General features: G+C 70.8%; 19 protein-coding genes. 11 read left to right on the forward strand and 8 right to left on the reverse strand.

Translation table 11 applies throughout. The annotated features are described in order from the left end of the window. Positions 1–162 precede the first annotated feature (162 nt). Positions 163–831, reverse strand: coding sequence for a TIGR03089 family protein (locus tag GNX95_RS19450; protein WP_163508824.1), 669 nt, complete (start codon positions 829–831; stop codon positions 163–165). A gap of 84 nt (positions 832–915) precedes the next feature. On the opposite strand from GNX95_RS19450, the gene GNX95_RS19455 reads away from it, so the two are divergent. The 5 genes from GNX95_RS19455 (at position 916) to GNX95_RS19475 (ending at position 6,264) form a co-directional block, all read left to right on the forward strand. Beyond that, a complete protein-coding gene (locus GNX95_RS19455; protein WP_163508825.1) occupies positions 916–1,974 on the forward strand; it encodes an N-acetylmuramoyl-L-alanine amidase in 1,059 nt (352 codons plus the stop codon). Positions 1,975–2,116: 142 nt separating this feature from the next. Continuing rightward, positions 2,117–3,268 carry a glycosyltransferase family 4 protein gene (locus GNX95_RS19460; RefSeq protein ID WP_163508826.1) on the forward strand — a complete coding sequence of 384 codons (1,152 nt, stop codon included), beginning with the start codon at positions 2,117–2,119 and terminating at the stop codon, positions 3,266–3,268. Beyond that, entirely contained in the window at positions 3,265–4,344 is a 1,080-nt protein-coding gene (locus GNX95_RS19465) for a mannose-1-phosphate guanylyltransferase (protein ID WP_163508827.1), read from the forward strand. Before GNX95_RS19460 ends, GNX95_RS19465 begins: the two co-directional genes overlap by 4 nt. Before the next feature lie 537 nt (positions 4,345–4,881). Then, entirely contained in the window at positions 4,882–5,757 is an 876-nt protein-coding gene (locus tag GNX95_RS19470) for an exodeoxyribonuclease III (RefSeq protein WP_163508828.1), read from the forward strand. Positions 5,758–5,784: 27 nt separating this feature from the next. Next, positions 5,785–6,264 carry a DUF2157 domain-containing protein gene (locus tag GNX95_RS19475; protein ID WP_163508829.1) on the forward strand — a complete coding sequence of 160 codons (480 nt, stop codon included), beginning with the start codon at positions 5,785–5,787 and terminating at the stop codon, positions 6,262–6,264. A gap of 19 nt (positions 6,265–6,283) precedes the next feature. On the opposite strand, the gene catC is transcribed toward GNX95_RS19475, so the two are convergent. Both catC and GNX95_RS19485 read right to left on the reverse strand, forming a co-directional pair. Beyond that, positions 6,284–6,562: a muconolactone Delta-isomerase gene (gene catC, locus GNX95_RS19480; RefSeq protein WP_163508830.1), complete on the reverse strand. Its 279-nt coding sequence runs from the start codon at positions 6,560–6,562 to the stop codon at positions 6,284–6,286. 1 nt (position 6,563) lies between these two features. After that, positions 6,564–6,950 carry an enolase C-terminal domain-like protein gene (locus GNX95_RS19485; protein ID WP_343034899.1) on the reverse strand — a complete coding sequence of 129 codons (387 nt, stop codon included), beginning with the start codon at positions 6,948–6,950 and terminating at the stop codon, positions 6,564–6,566. 17 nt (positions 6,951–6,967) lie between these two features. On the opposite strand from GNX95_RS19485, the gene GNX95_RS19490 reads away from it, so the two are divergent. Further along, positions 6,968–7,234 carry a LysR family substrate-binding domain-containing protein gene (locus GNX95_RS19490; protein WP_163508831.1) on the forward strand — a complete coding sequence of 89 codons (267 nt, stop codon included), beginning with the start codon at positions 6,968–6,970 and terminating at the stop codon, positions 7,232–7,234. Here GNX95_RS19490 and GNX95_RS19495 read toward each other — a convergent pair. The 4 genes from GNX95_RS19495 to cofD all read right to left on the reverse strand — a co-directional run bounded on the left by GNX95_RS19495 (position 7,231) and on the right by cofD (position 11,258). Continuing rightward, positions 7,231–7,920, reverse strand: coding sequence for a L,D-transpeptidase family protein (locus GNX95_RS19495; RefSeq protein WP_163508832.1), 690 nt, complete (start codon positions 7,918–7,920; stop codon positions 7,231–7,233). The genes GNX95_RS19490 and GNX95_RS19495 overlap by 4 nt on opposite strands. A 461-nt stretch (positions 7,921–8,381) precedes the next feature. Further along, complete coding sequence (locus GNX95_RS19500) at positions 8,382–8,957, reverse strand: NUDIX domain-containing protein (RefSeq protein ID WP_163508833.1); 576 nt, start codon at positions 8,955–8,957, stop codon at positions 8,382–8,384. After that, positions 8,954–10,291 (reverse strand): coenzyme F420-0:L-glutamate ligase, encoded by a 1,338-nt coding sequence (locus tag GNX95_RS19505; protein ID WP_222853759.1) that lies wholly within the window; start codon positions 10,289–10,291, stop codon positions 8,954–8,956. The genes GNX95_RS19500 and GNX95_RS19505 overlap by 4 nt, the downstream gene beginning before the upstream one ends. Beyond that, positions 10,284–11,258 carry a 2-phospho-L-lactate transferase gene (cofD, locus tag GNX95_RS19510; RefSeq protein WP_163508834.1) on the reverse strand — a complete coding sequence of 325 codons (975 nt, stop codon included), beginning with the start codon at positions 11,256–11,258 and terminating at the stop codon, positions 10,284–10,286. The genes GNX95_RS19505 and cofD overlap by 8 nt, the downstream gene beginning before the upstream one ends. Positions 11,259–11,425: 167 nt before the next feature. On the opposite strand from cofD, the gene GNX95_RS43840 reads away from it, so the two are divergent. Continuing rightward, the gene (locus GNX95_RS43840; protein WP_163508835.1) at positions 11,426–13,600 is read left to right on the forward strand and encodes a hypothetical protein; all 2,175 of its coding nucleotides are present in this window, start codon (positions 11,426–11,428) and stop codon (positions 13,598–13,600) included. Between the two features lie 234 nt (positions 13,601–13,834). Then, positions 13,835–14,146, forward strand: coding sequence for a WhiB family transcriptional regulator (locus GNX95_RS19520; RefSeq protein WP_246281676.1), 312 nt, complete (start codon positions 13,835–13,837; stop codon positions 14,144–14,146). Positions 14,147–14,209: 63 nt separating this feature from the next. Here GNX95_RS19520 and GNX95_RS19525 read toward each other — a convergent pair whose 3' ends face one another. Continuing rightward, positions 14,210–14,677: a metallopeptidase family protein gene (locus GNX95_RS19525; protein ID WP_246281677.1), complete on the reverse strand. Its 468-nt coding sequence runs from the start codon at positions 14,675–14,677 to the stop codon at positions 14,210–14,212. A gap of 227 nt (positions 14,678–14,904) precedes the next feature. On the opposite strand from GNX95_RS19525, the gene GNX95_RS19530 reads away from it, so the two are divergent. The 3 genes from GNX95_RS19530 to GNX95_RS19540 all read left to right on the forward strand — a co-directional run bounded on the left by GNX95_RS19530 (position 14,905) and on the right by GNX95_RS19540 (position 18,030). Further along, positions 14,905–15,267 (forward strand): DUF3499 domain-containing protein, encoded by a 363-nt coding sequence (locus GNX95_RS19530; protein WP_163508836.1) that lies wholly within the window; start codon positions 14,905–14,907, stop codon positions 15,265–15,267. A 244-nt stretch (positions 15,268–15,511) separates the two neighbouring features. Next, positions 15,512–17,095, forward strand: a complete 1,584-nt coding sequence (locus GNX95_RS19535) for a hypothetical protein (RefSeq protein ID WP_163508837.1) — start codon at positions 15,512–15,514, stop codon at positions 17,093–17,095. Continuing rightward, a complete protein-coding gene (locus GNX95_RS19540; protein WP_163508838.1) occupies positions 17,095–18,030 on the forward strand; it encodes a LysR family transcriptional regulator in 936 nt (311 codons plus the stop codon). Before GNX95_RS19535 ends, GNX95_RS19540 begins: the two co-directional genes overlap by 1 nt. The last annotated feature ends 55 nt before the right edge of the window (positions 18,031–18,085 follow it).

Genomic DNA, 18,085 nt, shown 5'->3' on the forward strand with positions numbered 1-18,085 from the left:
GTCGCGGTCCGGGGCCTGTGGTCGAACCCAAGGCGCGCACGTAAGGGGTCCTGACCCTGCGGCGGCCGGGACAATCGGGGCCCGAATGTAACGAGCTGATTTTGCCGCCCGGAGCCAGAGTCCTCGCCAGACCCTAGGTCCGACATTTTTCGGCTAGCGGCGTCAGATGATCGCGGCGACCTTCTCGTCGGCGGCCAGCTTCTCCAGTCGTTCGTCGTCGGCGTTGCGTACGACCACCACGGAGCCGCCGACCGCGAGCGGCGCCAGCAGCCATTCGGCGATCGGCGTCTGGTCGTGGACGGCCATGAGTACGCGCGCGCCGGCCCTCAGCTCGAACGCCGCGGCCCGCGCGCCGGCGGCCTCGACCAGCGCCGCGTGGCTCAGCTCCGGAGTCGCCGGATCGGTCGGCCCGACCGGCGCGACCGGCGCGAAGTGGTCGCCGTGCGTGCGCACCTCGGTGACGAAGTCCAGGCCGTCGGCGACCGAGCCGGTCAGCGAGTCAGGCGAGAACAGGTAGGCGCCGTCAGGGCCGGTCTCGGCGGCGAAGGTGACCTCGCCAGGAGTGCCGATCGACAGGCCGGCCGTCCAGGCGCCGAGCGCGATCGCGGCGTGCAGCCAGTGCGGCGGGCCGCTGATCGCGGCCTGGTCGCCGGCGCCGAGACCTTCGCCGTCGACCAGCAGGTTGGCGGTCTTGCTGACCCAGTTGTCCAGCGTGGTCGCGGACAGCTCGATGCGGAGGCCGGTGGCCTCGTCGTAGTACGTCAGGAACGGACTGCCGGGGTCGGCGGCGACGCGCGCGGCGAACAGGGACGGAACGGTCTGCGGGGTCATGCGTACAGCTTCGCAAACCTCCGGTTGACCGTTTTGTGGAGAGATGGTGCACTTGATGCTCGTGTGACCGGTGGGGAGGGTGACATGTATCGAGCCGTGGCCGCGCTGGTGTTGCTGGTGAGCGGCCTGCTGCCGGTCCAGAGCGAGCCGGCCGCGACACCGTCCAGCGAGGTCGACATTCCGCTCGGCGCCGTCAAACGCGCTGGTGCGATGCCGCCGACCGTGCACCTGACGCGCACCGGCCTCACGCCGTTTTCGCTGGTCGGCGTCACCTGGAGGGCCGATCCGGCGGTCACCGGTGTGTCGGTCGCGGTGCGTACGCGCGCCGGCGACGCGGCCTGGTCGGACTGGCAGACCGAGTCGGCCGAGGACGCCGGCCAGGTCAGCGAGCGCACCGGCACCGGACCGATCTGGACCGGCGCGGCGGACGCGATCGAGGTGGCGGTGCGTACGGTCGCCGGCCAGCCGCCGCGCGATCTGCGGCTCGCGCTGATCGACCCCGGCACCTCACCGGCGGACGCGAAACCACAGCCGACGCTGATGAAAGCGGGCCGGCCGGCGATCTATCCGCGCTCTGGCTGGCGCCCGGACCCGCGGCTGATGACCTGGCGGCCGAGCTTCTCGCCGCGGGTGAAGGCCATCGCCTTCCATCACACCGCGACCAGCAACTCGTACACGCGCGCGCAGGTGCCGGCGATCCTGCGTGGCATCTATCGCTATCAGGCCGTGACGCTGAAGTGGGGCGACATCGGCTACAACGCGATCGTCGACCGCTTCGGCCGGATCTGGGAAGGCCGCTTCGGCGGTCTCGACAAGGCCCCGATCGGCGCGCACGCCGGCGGCTTCAACTACGAGACGCTCGGTGTCGCTCTGCTCGGCGACTTCTCCAAGGCGGCGCCGCCGGTCGCGATGCGCAACGCGGCGGCTGCGTACATCGCCTGGGAACTCGGTCGCTATCACGTGAATCCGACCGGCACGACGACGCTGACCGGTGGTCCGAACACGCGTTACCGGACACGGGTGACCGTACGCGTGCCGACGGTTTTCCCGCACCGGCAGACCAGTGTCACCGAGTGTCCGGGTGACGGCGGCACGCGCGTCTTGCCAGGGATTCGTTACCAAGCGTCGCGCCGGATCGGATAGCACTCGGCGTTTACGCGTCAATGCGACGTCCGTCACCAATGCGCAGCGCAGTCGTCGTAGGGTGGGCCGTGTGGAGCCCACCAAAGAGCCATGGCAGACCTACGGCGCGGGTGCGTGATCGGCAGTGATTGAGTCGGCCTCGATGCAGGCAAGCAGTTTCGGCCGGGTCCTCATCGACGCGACGGCCGTACCAGCCGACCGAGGCGGTGTGGGCCGCTACATCGACGGTCTGGTGCCGGCGTTGGACGCCATCGGCTGCGATCTCGCGATCGCCTGCCAGCGCTCGGACGCCGAGCGCTATGGCCGGCTGGCGCCGGCGGCGACGGTCGTGCCAGGCCCGGCCGCGGTGAGCCGCCGGTCGGCGCGGCTGGCCTGGGAGCAGACCGGCCTGCCGCTGGTCGCGCAGCAGGTCAACGCGAAGGTCATCCACGCGCCGCATTACACCGCTCCGCTGCGGTCGGCCTGCCCGGTCGTGGTCACCGTGCACGACGCCACCTGGTTCACCGAGCCGGGTCATTATGAGCGCGCCAAGGGGACGTTCTTCCGGTCGGCGATCCGCACGTCGCTGAAGCGCGCGGCGCGCGTACTGGTGCCGTCCAAGGCGACCCGCGACGAGCTGATCCGGCTGCTGGACGCCGATCCGACCCGGCTGGACGTGGCCTATCACGGCGTCGACGCCGACCTGTTCCACCAGCCGTCCGAGGCCGAGCGTGCGCGCGTACGGTCGCGGCTCGGCCTGGTCGGGCCGTCGTGCCCGTCCGGCTATGTGGCCTTCCTCGGCGCGCAGGAGCCGCGCAAGAACGTGCCCAACCTGATCCGCGGCTGGGTGAGCGCGTGCGAGGGGCGCACGGACCCGCCGGCGTTGGTGATCGCCGGCGGCTCCGGTCATGACGGCGAGATCGACCAGGCGATCGCCGAGGTGCCGGCGCGGCTGCGGTTGCTGCGGCCGGGTTATCTGCGGTTCGCCGACCTGCCGGGCTTCCTCGGCGGCGCCGACGTTGTCGCGTATCCGTCGCACGGCGAGGGTTTCGGCCTGCCGGTGCTGGAGGCGATGGCCTGCGGCGCGGCGGTGCTGACCACGCCGCGGCTGAGCCTGCCGGAGGTCGGCGGCGACGCCGTCGCGTACACCGGTGAGGACGCCGCCAAGATCGGCGCCGACCTGGCCGCACTGCTGGACGACGAGCCGCGGCGGCGTAGGTTGAGCGAGGCGGCGCACACCCGCGCCGCGCAGTTCACCTGGGCGTCCAGCGCCGACGCGCATGTCGCGGCGTACGCTCGCGCGGCCGCCTCGTGAGTTTTCACGCGGTCATTCCGGCCGGCGGAAGCGGTACGCGGCTGTGGCCGCTGTCGCGCGCGTCGTCGCCGAAGTTCCTGCATCCACTCGGTGGAAGTGAGCGCAGCCTGCTGCAGTCCACTGTGGACCGTCTGCTGCCGTTGACCTCCGACATCCTGGTCGTCACCGGCGTGGCGCACGCGGCCGCTGTCGCGCGGCAGCTGCCGGACGTACCGGCCGGCAACATCCTGGTCGAGCCGTCGCCGCGCGACTCCGGTCCGGCGATCGGCCTGGCGGCGGCCGTGTTGGCGCGCCGCGACCCGGACGCGGTGATGGCGTCCTTCGCGTCGGATCACGTGGTCGTGGACCAGGCCGCCTTCGTCACGACGATCCGTACGGCGATTTCGTTGGCGGAGACCGGATCGCTGGTCACCGTCGGCATGACGCCGACGCGTCCGGAGACCGGTTACGGTTATCTGCGGCGCGGTGGTCCGCTGGCGGTCGACGGCACGTACGTCGTCGAGGAATTCGCCGAAAAACCGGCGCTCGAGGTGGCTCGGTCCTATGTGGACTCCGGCCAGTATCTGTGGAACGCCTCGATGTTTGTCTGGCAGGCCGCGGTTTTCCTCGCCGAGGTGGAGCGCGAGCTGCCTGACCTGCACGCTGGTCTGCTGGAGATCGCGGCGGCCTGGGACGGTCCGTCCGCCGACCAGGTCCTTGGTCGGGTTTGGCCGCAGCTCAAGAAAATCTCCGTCGACCACGGCATCATGGAGGCCGCCGCCGCGCGCGGCCGCGTCGCGACCGTACCGGCTGACTTCGGCTGGAGCGACGTCGGCGACTACGACTCGGTGGCCACCGTCTCCGCCGCTGGCGACGGTCCGGTCGTGCTGGGGGACGCCGACCAGGTGCTCACCATCGACAGCTCCGGCGCCGTCGTCGTACCGTCCTCGGACCGCCTGGTCGCCGTCCTCGGCATGCCGGACACCATCGTCGTCGACACCCCGGACGCCGTCCTCGTGTGCCCCCGGTCGCGCGCCCAGGAAGTCAAGACCATCGTGGAAACTCTCAAGTCCACCGGCCGGACCGACCTCCTCTAACTACCCGCTACAGCTCGAAACTGTCGTACCCCCCTGCCAATCTGGGCCCCCACCCAGATCGGGTGGGGGGTGGGTTCGCGTGGAAAACTTACATAAGTTCGGAGTTGATCTTGGTGCGCCGCGGTCTCCGCGCGCGAACTCGACGTTCTGGTGGTTTTACAACGATATAGACGACCAAAACGTCGAGTTCGTGAGTGCGCGTCTCCATCGGCGCATCGTGTAGCGCTAAATGCACCTTTTGCGCGCTTGGCGTACGCACGCAAGGCCACCATGCGTGCGCCAGACGCACGCAAGGGGTCCATGCGACCATCCGGCCGGTGGCTCGCGTGGCTCATGTGGCCAATGTGACTGACGGGGCCAAATTTTCGCGAAATTGCTTGCAACCTCTCAGACCCACCCCCCACCCGATAGGGAGGGGGCAATTTACCCACACACGTACGACAGTTTCGGGTTGTAGCAGGTAGTTGGAGGGGCGGCGGGGGACTGTCGGGGTCAGGCGGACAATGGGGGAGAGCTGAAGACGAGAGAGGATCGACCGTGCGGATAGCGACCTGGAATGTCAACTCGGTGAAGCAGCGGGTGCCGCGGTTCCTGCCGTGGCTCGACCAGCGGCAGCCCGATGTGGTGTGCCTGCAGGAGACGAAGCTGACCGACGAGGCGTTCCGCAAGCTGCTCGGCGACGAGATCACCGGCCGCGGATACGAGATCGCGTACGCCGGTGAGGTGCAGTGGAACGGCGTCGCGCTGCTGTCGAAGGTCGGCATGGAAGACGTGACGGTCGGCGTCGAGGGCGCTCCCGGCTTTCCGCATCAGGAGGCGCGCGCGGTCGCGGCCACCTGCGCCGGCGTACGGGTTCACTCGCTGTACGTGCCCAACGGCCGCGAGCCGGATTCCGAGCATTACCAATACAAACTCAAGTGGCTGGCGGCGCTGCGCGAGGTGGTGGCCAACGGTCCGGCGGAGGTCGTGCTGTGCGGCGACATGAACGTGGCGCCGGCCGACGCCGACGTGTTCGATCCGGCCGCGTACGTCGGCCAGACGCACGTCACCGAGCCCGAGCGCGCCGCCATCGCCGCCTTCGACCTGCATGACGTCGTACGCGACCGCTGGCCGGACGAGCGCGTTTTCACTTACTGGGACTATCGGGCCGGCATGTTCCACCGCGACCTGGGCATGCGCATCGACCTGGTGCTTGCCGGCGAGCCGGTCGCCGGCCGGGTGAAGGCGGCCTGGGTCGACCGGCAGGCCCGCAAGGGCTCCGGTCCGAGCGACCACGCACCGGTGATGATCGACCTGGACGAGGCGCCGGACGGCGACATCGGCCCGATGGTGCCGCCGCCGTCGGCGCCGGCCGCGCGCAAGGGATCGGTGAAGCTGCCGCAGTCCGCGTTAAAGCCGCCACCCGCCGGGTAACCCGTCCGCATACGGAGGTGATGCGGCATGGGTTCGACCGGCGAATACCTCGCTTTTCTCGCCATCGGCGTCGTTCTGGTGGTCATAGATGGCCAGCTGATCATGCGCAGCGGCAGGCAGTATCTGCGTCAGGCGTACGGTCCGGAGGCAAGCGCGGCCGCGCCGATCACGCGGTTGGTCGTTGTCCTGTTCCACCTGATCGTCCTAGGTGTGCTGGCACTGATCTCGGCCATCAACTTCGGTGGCTCCGATCCGCTGGTACGCGTCGTCAGCAAGCTCGGCATCATCCTGCTGCTGATCGCGGCGGCACACGGCCTGACCATCGCCGTGCTGACGCGGATTCGTGAGCGGCAGCGCCAGCTGCGGCTGCTCCAGGAGGTCACGCCGGACGAGGACGCGGCGCCGGAGATCGAGCCGGAGCCGGTGTCCCGGCGGCTCATTCCGCGGTCGCCGCACCGATATTCCGAAGACGACATCGAGCACGTCCAGCGCGTCTCCGACGACTAGCCCGCATGAAACACCCGGGCTAGCCAATGTCGGACGGGTGGCGCGCCAGTGCCGTCACCGTGATGCTCATGTACGGGAAAAGCGGCAGCTGCCAGAGAATGTCGTGCAGCTCGTCGACCGACTCCACGTCGAAGACGCTGATATTGCTGTAATGGCCGGCGATCCGCCACAGGTGCCGCCATTTTCCAGCCCGCTGCAGCTGTTGCGCGCGTACGCGTTCGGCGGCGACCAGCTCGTCGCGACGCGCCGGGTCGAGATCGGGTGGCAGCGTGACATCCATGCGTACGTGGAAAAGCATCTCAGTCCCTCGCCAACGCCTTGACAACGGTCATGTCGAGTTCGACGCCGAGACCGGGACCGGTCGGCAGGTGCAGCTCGCCGTCGGCATAGCGCAGCGGACTGGTCACCAGGTCCGCGGTCATCAGCAATGGTCCGAAAAGCTCGCTCCCCCAGGTCGCGGCCGGAGCGGTGCAGGCCAGCTGCAGCGAAGCGGCCGTGCCGACCGGTGTCTCGATCGACGTGCCGACATGGCAGGCGACACCGGCCGCCGCGGCGATGTCGGCGATGGCGCGAGTGTGCCGCAGACCGCCAGATTTCGTGGTCTTGAGCGAAAAAACGTCGGCCGCGCGGAGACGGGTCAGCAGGAGCGCGTCGCCGGGCGTACGCAGGCTTTCGTCCGCCATCACCGCGATCGGCAGCGGTGATGCGGGCGGCCTGCGAGCAGGCCGGTTTCACGCCGCGCGTACGACAGATCGTGCCGGACAGCGCCACGCTCGTCGCGCTGGTCGCCGCCGACCTCGGCATCGCGATCGTGCCGGAGTCGCTGCGGCAGCTCGGCGTCAATGGCGCGACTTTCCGGCCGTTACGCAGCCCGCGGATGACCGTACCGCTGGCGTTGGCCTATCCGGAGTCGGCCGACAATCCGCTCGTACGCCGTTTCCTGGAGACAGCGCACGCGGTCGCGGCCTAGACCGCCTTCGTGATGACCACCGGATGCTGGCGCGGATCGAGCCAACGCAGCAGCTGCACGATCGAGTCATGCGGTCCGGCAACGCAACCGGCGGTCGCGTTTCCGTTGGTGACGTGGATGAAAAACGCCGAACCCTTGCCGGGGATCGCCGGCCAGCGGTTGTAGTCCATCACCACCGCGTAGTCGTAGACCGGTCCGGCGTGGCCGAGGTTCTCGCTCTTGTCCGTGTCGAACGGACACTTCGACGCCTCGCAGTAGTACGGCTGGTTGTAATAGCGACTGTCCACATCGGACACCCACCACCAGCGGTCGGACGTGCCGACATAGCGATAGGGCAGCCGGCTGCCGGGATTGTGCTGGCGGCCGAAGGCCTCGGTCAGCGTGAACATGCCTTCCGGCGTGTAGCTGACGTATTCGCTGGCGTCCTTGGAAATCCCCGGCGGACCGACGCGCGCGTCGACGCTGGCCAGCCGCGACCAGCCGTGCCAGGTGCGCTGCCAGTACTGCATGGTGGCGTACGAGGAGCCTTTCGGTGCGGAGACGTACACGACCTGCGATCCCGGCACTGCCTTCGGATCGAACGGCGGCTGCGTGGCCGCGGCGGCCGGTGTGGCCATCGCCGCGAGCAGTCCCAGCAACGTGATCACCGCGGCGCCAACGGTCCGCAGCCTCTTCTGGCTCGTCATTGTCGGAATCTTGCCGGCAGTCGCAAGGCGCCGCAATTCATTGTCGCCGACTGGCCCGAATCGGCATCGGTCGTTCTGGCCGCCGGGCCACCCTGCGCGCACCGGGCTTGAGTTTAACCTCTGGGTTGCATGTAGCGCTAAATGTCTGCCTTGTGAGGTTTACCGGTGGGGTGAATGTCGAGTTACTGGCGCTGGATGCAAGAAACACGGCTTTCACGCCTGCGTGACCGTCAGCCTCAGTGGTGGGTGTGACTCCTGAGGTGAGTAATGCTGTTGTGAATGCTCGCCGGGCTGGGCTCGATGCCTGGGGTGCCAATTGCCCGGTTTGATGTCTTGTTAACCAAGTTTTACCCGGTCAGGCTGTCTCACCTGCATGGTTGGCCACAGCAGTCACATGCGGCTGCGGTCCTCCGGCACCGACCGCAAACAGACAGCCCCCGCGACCGCCAGAGCCAAACAGGTTAAAACTCAAGCCGGGCGCACGTAGGGGACCCCGCGGCGAGCCGCGCGAGGGCCGCGGTGACCAGCGTGCGTACGGACGCGTCGTCGCCAGGCAACGCGTCGACCGGCCACCAGCGCAGGTCGAGCGACTCGTGGCTGCGTACGGCCTCGGCGCCGGCCGGCGCGACCGCGACGAACTGCACGTCCAGGTGCCGTGTCGGCACGCCGAGCGAGCAGGTCACCGCGTGCGCGTCCAGCTGGACCGGTGCCGGGTCCAGGACCAGGCCGTCGATGCCGGACTCCTCGGTGGCCTCGCGCAGCGCCGCCGCGGCGAGCGTCGCGTCGTCCTCGCAATGACCGCCGAGCTGCAGCCAAGCGCCGACCCGCGGATGCAGCGTGAGCAGCGTTTTGCTGTGATCGTACGAGAAAACCGCGGCGCTGGCGGTCAGGTGGCCAGCCGCGCAGGATCGCCGCAACGCGTCCTCGCGACCGGCGAGAAACGCCAGGTAGCTCTGCCGCAACGACTCCTGCGCGTGCGACTCCGGGCGCCACTCGCCGAGTGTCGCCACCGCATCGGCATGCAACGCGGTGGTCACAGCTCGATCACGAAGTCGGCGGGGTCACGCGGCGGACGCGGCTTGGCCGGCGCGGCGGCGCGGCCGACCGCGACCGTGCCCATCGGTTCCCAGCCGGGCGGCAGGTCCAGCATCGAGCGCACCAGGTCGGCGCAGAACAGCGTCGAGGAGACCCAGCACGAGCCGAGGTCCTCGGCGGCCAGCGCGACCAGCAGGTTTTCCACGCCGGCCCCCATCGCGACGCTGAACATCGTCCGCTCGGCCTCGGCGCGCCGCGCGTCCGGATACGGGTGCGCGCCGTCGCGTACGACACATGGCACGATCAGCAACGGCGCGCGCCGCAACAGATCTCCGCGGCGCAGCCGCCGGGTGATCGCGGCCTCGTCGAAGCCGTCGCCGCGCAGGTCCTCGGCCCACTGGTCGCGCATCGCGTCGAGCAGCTTGAGCCGGCGCTCAGGATCGGTCAGCACGGCGAAGCGCCACGGCGTCGTGTGATGCGGCGCCGGCGCGGTGACCGCGGCGGCGATCGCGCGGCGCACGGCCGAAAGATCGACCGGCTCGTCGGTGTAGTCACGCACCGACCGGCGCAGGTGTACGGCCTCACGCCGGCCCTGAGCCAGCGCCTCGTCGGTGCCCAGCGAGAACATGTCCGACTCGATGTCGCGCACCATCGCCGACGCGCCCCGGCCATCGTCCACAGTGGACAGTCCGGAGATCACCGCGACGGGTACGCCGGTCGTCTTGCCCTTGGCCAGCTCCGCCGCGGACGCGATCTGGTCGGCGTCGGCCACCTCGGTCATCTGCAGCTGGTTGCCATAGCTGTCCGACTCGCCGCGGTGGTCGCGCAGCGGCGACAGGCCGGCGACACCGATCGCCACGTCGACGACACCGATCCGCCAGGCCCGTCCCATCGTGTCGGAGATGACGACACCGACCGACACGCCGAGTCTTTCGCGCAGTCCATCGCGCAGTTTCCGCGCCGAAGCGTCCGGATCGACCGGCAGCAGGGCGATCGCGTCGGTCGACACGTTGCTGGCGTCGACTCCGGCGGATGCCAGCACCAGACCGCGCGTGTCGGCGACGATCTTGGTCGGTCCGCGGGTCGCGACCACGCGTACGGTCTCGGCGTCGATCGCCGCCTGCCGAGCCCGCTCACGACCCCGCTCGTCGGCCGGAGTCGAGATCAGCCGGCCCTCGGCCTTGCTGATGATCTTGCTGGTCACCACGACGATGTCACCGTCGGCCAGCCACGGAGCGGCTTCGGCGATCAGGGCGGCGACGTCGTCGCCGGGCCGGACCTCGCCGAGGCCGGTGACCGGCCGGATCCGCAGTGGCGCCGGATCGCGGTCAGGCACCGCGCACCTCCTGAGCAAGCTTGATGGCCGCGCGCACCATCGCCGCGGTCGCGTCCACGTCGTGCATCCACAGCGGCACGGCCCGGACTTCTATTCCCTCGGCCGACGCGCCGGCGTCGGTCTCGTCGACCAGCCAGCCGTCCAGCAGGCCGCCGCCGCGCCGCGCGCCGTACAACCGCGCGACCCCGGCCGCCGACACCTCGGCACCGACCACCGGCAGGCACCGCTCGGCCATCCCGCGTACGGCCGCGCCGCCGATGATCGGCGAGATGCCGACGACCGGCGCGGAGGTCTGCGCCAACGCCGTACGGATGCCGCCGACCGACAGGATCGTGCCGATGCTGACGACCGGGTTGCTCGGCGCGATCAGCACCAGGTCAGCGGACGCGATCGCCTCGACGACCCCGGGCGCCGGCGCCGCGTCCTCGGCACCGGTCGGCACGAACTTCTCCGCCGGCAACTCGGCGCGGTGGCGGATCCACCACTCCTGGAAGTGCATTGCGCGCCGGTTGGTTCCGTTGTCGTCGTCGGCAACCACGACGTGCGTCTCGACGCGGTCGTCGGTCATCGGCAGCACGCGTACGCCCGGCCGCCACCGCTCGGCGAGCGCGTCGGTCACCGCGGACAGCGGATAGCCGGCGTTGAGCATCCGCGTGCGGATCAGGTGGGTCGCGATGTCCCGGTCGCCGAGGCCGAACCAGGTCGGCTCCGCGCCGTAGGCGGCCAGCTCGTCCCTGACCGTCCAGGTCTCCTTGGCCCGGCCCCAGCCGCGCTCCGGGTCGATGCCGGCACCGAGCGTGTACATCACGCTGTCCAGGTCAGGACAGATGCGCAACCCGTGCAGGGTCACGTCATCGGCGGTGTTGATAATGGCCGTCACCGGTTCGGCGGAACCCCCGGCGACGGCGCGTACACCCAGCAGGAAGCGGGACCCACCGATGCCGCCGGCGAGCACGACAATGCGCATGCGTCTATCCTCGCCGACCTCGCACCAAAGCCGCCGGCCGGGTCACGGGGTGAAGGGTTTTGCGCCATGTGACAGGCTTGCGGCCGGAAGACCTGGCGAATCCGAGGGGGAAACCCGTGAGCACAGAAAGTGACGCCAGTCGCCCAGCTGACGTCCGAGCAGATGTTTTGGGACCGTTTCGCTTACCGATCTGCTTCGCGTTGCTCGCGGTCAACGCGGTCGCGCTGCTGGTGGCGATCGAGCAGCTGATCATCCCGGCCGGCACCGGTTCGTCGTTCAGCTTCCGCGCGGTGAGCACGTTCGAGCAGTTCGTCGGCTTCGAGGTGCTCAGCCTGCCGCTGGTCGCCGTGCTGGTCGCCGCGTACGCCGGACCGAAGCTGCGGCTCACGCAGGTCATCGGCTTCGTGGCGCTCGGCGAGTACGCGCTGGCCGCGCTGTTCGGGCTGATCACCTTCGTCGCCGGCTTCTTCGCCGGCACCGGTGCCGGCGCGGACGGCGGCCCGGCCGTCTTCGACCTGCGTGCGACCGTCGAGACCGCGTTCCTGCACCTCGTACAGCTGGTGCTGCTGGCGGCGGCGATCCTGGTCGTCCTGAAGGTCGGTGGCTTGCTCGACCAGCAGAAGAAGGTGCCGTCCTCGGCTTTCGCGCCCCCCGGCTATGGCCAGTTCGGCCAGCAGCCGCCGGTGCAGGTCGGTGACCAGCAGCCGCAGCTCGACCAGTTTGGCCTGCCCGTACAGTCCGGCGACCCGCAGGCTGGCGCGTCCGTGTCCGGTGCGCCGTCGGCGCCGTCGTCCGGCGTGCCTGGTGCGTCGGTCTCCGGCGCGCCGGCTCCGGTCAGTGGCGCCGGCCAGGCCGTACCAGTCGTGCCCGGTCCGCCGAGCGGTGGTCCGGGCGGACCGTGGCCGTCCAGCGCGCCGCCAGTGAGCGGTCCTGGTTTCGGCGGTCCTGGCGGTGGCTCGGACGACCGCCCGGAGGGTGGCCGTACCGGTGAGCCGGTGGGGGCCGGCGCGTCCGGTGGCCCGTCCGTGGGTGGTCCTGGCTCCGGTGGTCCTGACGCTGGTGGCTTTGGTCCGCTGCCAGGTCCCGGCACCTTCGGTGCTGGTCCTGGCGGTCCTGGCTCGATCGGGGTGGCCGCTCCGCCGCCGGCCGGTCCAGGCGGTGAGCCTGGCGGCTTCGGTGGTCCCGGCGCGCCCGGCAGTCCGGTGAGCGTCGGCGGCCCGAGCGGTCCGCCCGCACCGGGTGGACCCGGCGGTCCGCCGCCGTATCCGCCGCCCGGCTTCGGCGGTCCGAGCGGCCCCGGTGCACCCGGATTCGGTCCCGGCGGTCCCGGCGGGTTCGGTCCCGGTGCGCTTGGTGGCCCGGCCGGTCCCGGTGGCCCCGGCGGACCCAGTGGCCCCGGTGGCTTCGGTGCTCCGCCGGTGCCGCCTGGCCCCGAGCACGGCGGTCCGTCCGGCTTCCCGCCGCAAGGCCCTCCGCAGGGTCCGCCACAGGGCTTGCCTCAGGGCCCGCCACAAGGCCCGCCACAAGGCCCGCCGCAGGGTCCGCCGCAGGGTCCGCCTCCTGGTGGTCCCGGCGGCTTCGGCGGTCCCGTTGGCCCTGGTGGACCCGGTGGACCCAGTGGACCCGGTGGACCTGGCGGTCCGCCTCCTGGATTCCCGCCGCCACCACCCGGCGGTCCGTACGGTGGTCCGCCGCCGGAGGGTCCGCCCGGATACGGTCCTCCGCCCGGTGGCCCGCCGCAGGGGCCTCCACCGGGCCCACATCAAGGCCAACCGCAAGGTCCGCCCCAGGGCCTACCACCAGGCCCGCCGCAGGGTCCGCCTCCTGGCGGTCCCGGGCGCCCGGCCGGTCCCGGGTTCGGCGGACCGGCCGCCGCGCCCGGCTGGGGTGCGCCGAACGAGCCGCGCAGTGGTCCACCGGTGCCGCCGTCCAGCGGTCCGCCCGGACCCCTACCACCGGCCGGCCCCGGCGGCCCGCCACCGACGCCGAGCTGGGGTCCGCCGCACTCGTCGCCCTATCCGGCGACGCCCGAGCCGCCGCGCGGTCCGAGCGACGACGACTCCAGCGCGACCCGGTTGTGGTCGGTGCCCGGCAGCGGTGGCAGCGCGCCGGAGCCGCCGAGGTACGGCGGTTCCACGCCGCCGTCACCGTCGCTGCCGCCTGGCCCGCCGCCGGGTCCGGCGCCGAGCTCGGTGTGGGGTGCGCCACAGTCCACGCCGGAACCGTCGTATTCGCCGACCGATGACGACGATGACCAGCACACGCAGGTCATCTCGCCGGAGATGCGTGACGCGGTCGAGCGGGCGCGCCGCGAGGCGGAGGGTCGCAACTCCGACTCGTGAGGCATATTCGCAGGTCAGAGGGCTGGTCGGCGGCGCGCCGGCCGGCCCTTCGGCTGGCCGTCGAGGCGGCCGGCCAGGGGTAAAGCTGGGCTTTATAGCAGATCTCGGCTTGACGTGGGGTGCATTACACGCGTGTAATTTGTTACGGGGACCAAGTGAGGCTTCCGCCGCAAGGGGGTCGCAGCACCGCGGAGAACGGACTCCGCCGGTGTCAAGGCGAGGAGGCAGAGTGACATGGACAGCAGCGAAGACGTAACGCAGGGCGGGATCGCCGAGGGCGGAGCGGAGCTGGAAGCGGCTCTGCTGGCCGAGACGTTCGTGGAGGACGTGCCGGAGTGGCAGGACCGCGCGCTGTGCGCGCAGACCGACCCGGAGGCGTTCTTCCCGGAGAAGGGCGGCTCGACGCGGGAGGCCAAGCGGATCTGCACCGGCTGTGAGGTGCGGGCCGAGTGCCTGGAGTACGCGCTGGCGCACGACGAGCGGTTCGGGATCTGGGGAGGCCTCTCCGAACGCGAGCGTCGCCGTCTGAAGCGCCGCGCGGTCTAGGTCTACTGCCCCGTGAGGTTGGGTGCGCTCTGACGCACCGCTGAACCTCACCCTCGACGTGGTCTACGGCTTGTTGTCGGGGCCGCGTTCGAGGTCTTCCGGGTTGATGCCGAGCAGGTTGGCCACCTGCTCCACGATGACGTCGTGCACCAGGTCCGCGAGGTCCTCGCGGTCCATCGCGCGCACCTCCAGCGGCCGCCGATAGAGCACGATGCGTGCCGCGCTGCGCCGGCCGCGGCTGGTCGGCACCGGTGGCAGCAGCCGGGCCAGCGGCACCTCGCCGTCCTCCAGCACGTCCGAGTCGTACGCGGGCAGCTCCGGCGGCACGTCCTCCACCGCGAACTCGACGCGGCGCAGCTGGCTGGACCACCGCGACTCCAGGTGCTCGACGGCGTCCAGCACCAGATCGTCGAACTGCTGTGAGCGGCTGCGGGACAGCGGCACCGACACCGGCGCGAGCAGTCCCCGCATGCCGCGGCCGCGCCGGTCGCGTCGAGCGCCGCGAGTCCGATGGCGGTGCGTGGCAGTCACTCCGGCAGTGTATTCCGTCCAGCCGACAGAGCAGCTAACAGAGACGCGCCATCCAGGTTGGCGTCGGACTGTCGGGGGGTGGTGGGAGGATGGGTAAGGCTCAACTCGACGGTTAGCGTGTGCGTGTCGGACGGCTGAGGTGTGCGAGGGATGACAGACAGGTCAGGCGGGATGCCGCTGACGTGCGGGATTGGTATCTGCGGCCGCGGCGGGCTAACGTGCCCGGCGTGAGGTCACACCGCAGCTGCTCGAGATCGGGCTGCCCGCTGCCCGCGGTGGCGACCCTGACGTACGTCTATGCCGACTCGACCGCCGTCGTCGGTCCGCTGGCCACCGCGCACGAGCCACACACCTACGACCTCTGTGCCGAGCACGCCAAGCGGCTCACCGCGCCGCGCGGCTGGGAGCTGGTCCGCCCGGACGGCGACTTCGACGCGCCGCCGGCGCCGACCAGCGACGACCTGTCCGCGCTCGCCGACGCCGTACGCGAAGCCGGCCGCCCGACGCCGCCGGCCGACCCGCCGCCGCCGGACCCGACCGACCCGCCGGGCCGCCGCGGCCACCTGCGCGCTCTGCCGACCCCTCCGTAGGCCTCAGAGGGCGTCTGGAAACTGTGGCAACCGATAGCCGAGCCCAAGACGCCGTCTGCCGGCACCGGACGAAAACCCACCATGGCGCTGTTGTTTGGGCTTTCGTCCGGCACCGGCAGAGCGACGTTTGGATCTCGACTCTCTGCCACCACAGTTTCCAGACGCCGTCTCACGGCACTTTCACACCGGCGCGCCGACAATCGACGCCGCAGACACAGGCTCGACACGGGATCCGAGGGACGACATGAGCCAGCAGGCCGGTGTGCCGACAGCAGTCCAGCCGTCCGAGCGGACCAGGTCGAGCCAGATCCTGGTCGCCGGCATCGTGCGTACGGCCGGCGTGCTGGTCGTCGGCGGCATCGGTGTCGCGATCTGGCGCGCGCTGGCCGCGGCCGGACCGACCGCGAGCGTACGCGGCGGCTCGGCACAGCCGGGATATTCGGTCGTCAACGGGGTGCCGGCGCTGCAGTTGGTGACCGAGCGGCTCGGCTCCAGCCTCGGCACGCTGGCGATCGCGTTGCTGCTCGGCGCGGTCATCGGGTTCGGCGCCGCTGGCCTGCGCACGATGCTGCCGTCCGATGCCGGCCGGGCCGGCGGTGCGGTCGGCTGGCTGATCGGCACGCTCTGGACGCCGCCGGCACCGGTCGCCCTGCCGATCATCCTGCTGGCGTCGAGCGCAGGCGCCGGCCTTGCCGGCGCTGGACGCGCGGTCGTCGTCGCGCTCGCGTTGGCCGGTGTCGTCGCGGTGCTGGTCGCGGTCGCGGCCGGCGAGCCGTGGCAGCGGCGGTCCTGGCTGCCGGGCTGGCTGGCCGGCGTGGGCGCCGCCGGCCGCGCGCTCGCGGCGTTGACCGGTGCGTTGGTGATCGTCGAGCCGCTGGTGTCGCAGCCTGGCATCGGTCAGCTGTTGGTGCGGTCGCTGGTCGGTCAGGACGGCGCGGTCGTCGCCGCGGCGGTGACGACGTTGCTGCTGTTCGCGCTGGTCGGACAGCTGCTCGGCGCGGTCGCCGGCACGCTCGCCGAATGGCTCGACCAGCCGGCACCGACGGCCGTCGCGGAGCGGTCCATACTGCGTACGGTGCTGAGCATCGCCGCGCCGGTGACGCTTGCCGTGCCGCTGCTGGCCCTGGTGGGCTCGTTGTTCGCCGGCAGTGGCACCTCGCTCGACATCTCGCAGTCCGCCGCCGGCCCTTCGCTGGGACACCTGCTCGGCACGGACATGCTCGGCCGTGACGTGCTCGCGCGGCTGGTGACCGGCTTTCGCAGCGCCTGGCTGGTGACGCTCGGCGGTGTCGCGCTCGCCGCGGCGGTCGGCCTGGTCTGGGGTGGCGTCGCGGTCCTGCTGGAGCAGCGGCTGCCGCGTGGTGGTCGTACGGTCGCCGAGGCGTTGTTGGTGCCTGGACGGCTGGTGACGGTCGCTCCACTGCTGCTGGCCGGCGTCACGTTGGTCGGCGCGGACCGCTGGCTGGCAGTGCTCGCGTTCGCGCTCCTGCTGGCGCCGCGGCTCGCGGCCGCCGTCGTCAGCGCCGCGCGGCCGCGGTTGGAGTCGCCGCTGTCGGCCATCCGGTCCGCCGGCGGTTTGCTGCTGGTCGCCTGGGGTGTGGCGCTGGCCGTGCTCACCGGCCTGCAGTTCGCCGGAGTCGGCGCCGAGCCTCCGGCGCCAGCACTTGGCGCGGTGCTCTCCGAGCTCACGCAGCGCCTGGTCATCGCCGCACCGACCGGCATCCTCACCGCGCTCGCGACGCTGGCTTTGACCGCGCCGTTCTTCCTGGCCGGCTGGTCGTTGCTGCGCCAGCCGCGAGCCGACGCGCTGGCGACGCTGGACACCTGATGTTGCTGCGGCAGCTGGAATATCTGACCGCGCTCGCGGCGAAGCGGCATTTCGCGCGCGCGGCGGCCGAGTGCCATGTGTCGCAACCGTCGTTGTCCGATGCGATCCGCAAGCTGGAGGAGGAGCTCGGCGTGCCGCTGGTACGCCGCAGCCGCCGTTTTGCCGGTTTCACGCCGGAAGGCGAGCGCGTTGTCATGTGGGCTCGCCGCATTCTCGCCGAGCGTGACGCGCTGCAGGACGAGATCGGCGCGATGCGCGAAGGTCTCACCGGCCAGCTGCGGGTCGGCGCGATCCCGACCGCGTTGAACGCGACGGCGCTGCTGACCACGCCGCTGTGCGTCGAGCATCCGCTCGCGCAGGCATCGCTGGAAGCGCTGTCCTCACGGGACATCCTGCGCCGGCTGGCCGACGCCGACCTGGATGTCGGTGTCAGCTATGTCGACGGCGAGCCGGTGCCGGGCGTACGCACCGTGCCGTTGTATGAGGAGCACTATCTTTTCCTCACCCCGCTGGACAGTGAGTTCGCCGGACGGACTTCGGTGACCTGGGCCGAGATGTCGCAGACCCCGCTGTGCCTGCTCCAGGACGTCATGCAGAACCGCCGCATCCTCGACTCGTTTTTCGCCGAGGCAGGCGTGAAAGCGTCGCCGACGATCGAGACCGACACGATCTCGGCGTTGTACGCGCACGTCGCGACGCATCGCTGGTCGAGCGTCATCGCGCACGCCTGGCTCTATCCGCTCGGCGTACCGGACGGCCTGCGTGTCATCCCGGTCGCCGGCCAGAGCTGGCTGCCGCAGGTCGGCCTGCTGGTCGCCGACCGTGAGCCGCAGCCGATGATGGTGACCGCTCTGCTGGACGTGGCCAGGCGTACGGACCTGCGCGGCCGCCTCTACGCCCTGGCCGCCCGCCACGGTGTCCTGCTTCCCCGATAACTGTCGTTCCGCAAATACCTGAGTGGGATGCCGGCCAGCCGGCGTAGATCCTGAG

Source organism: Fodinicola acaciae, from assembly GCF_010993745.1.
Lineage (GTDB): Bacteria > Actinomycetota > Actinomycetes > Mycobacteriales > HKI-0501 > Fodinicola > Fodinicola acaciae.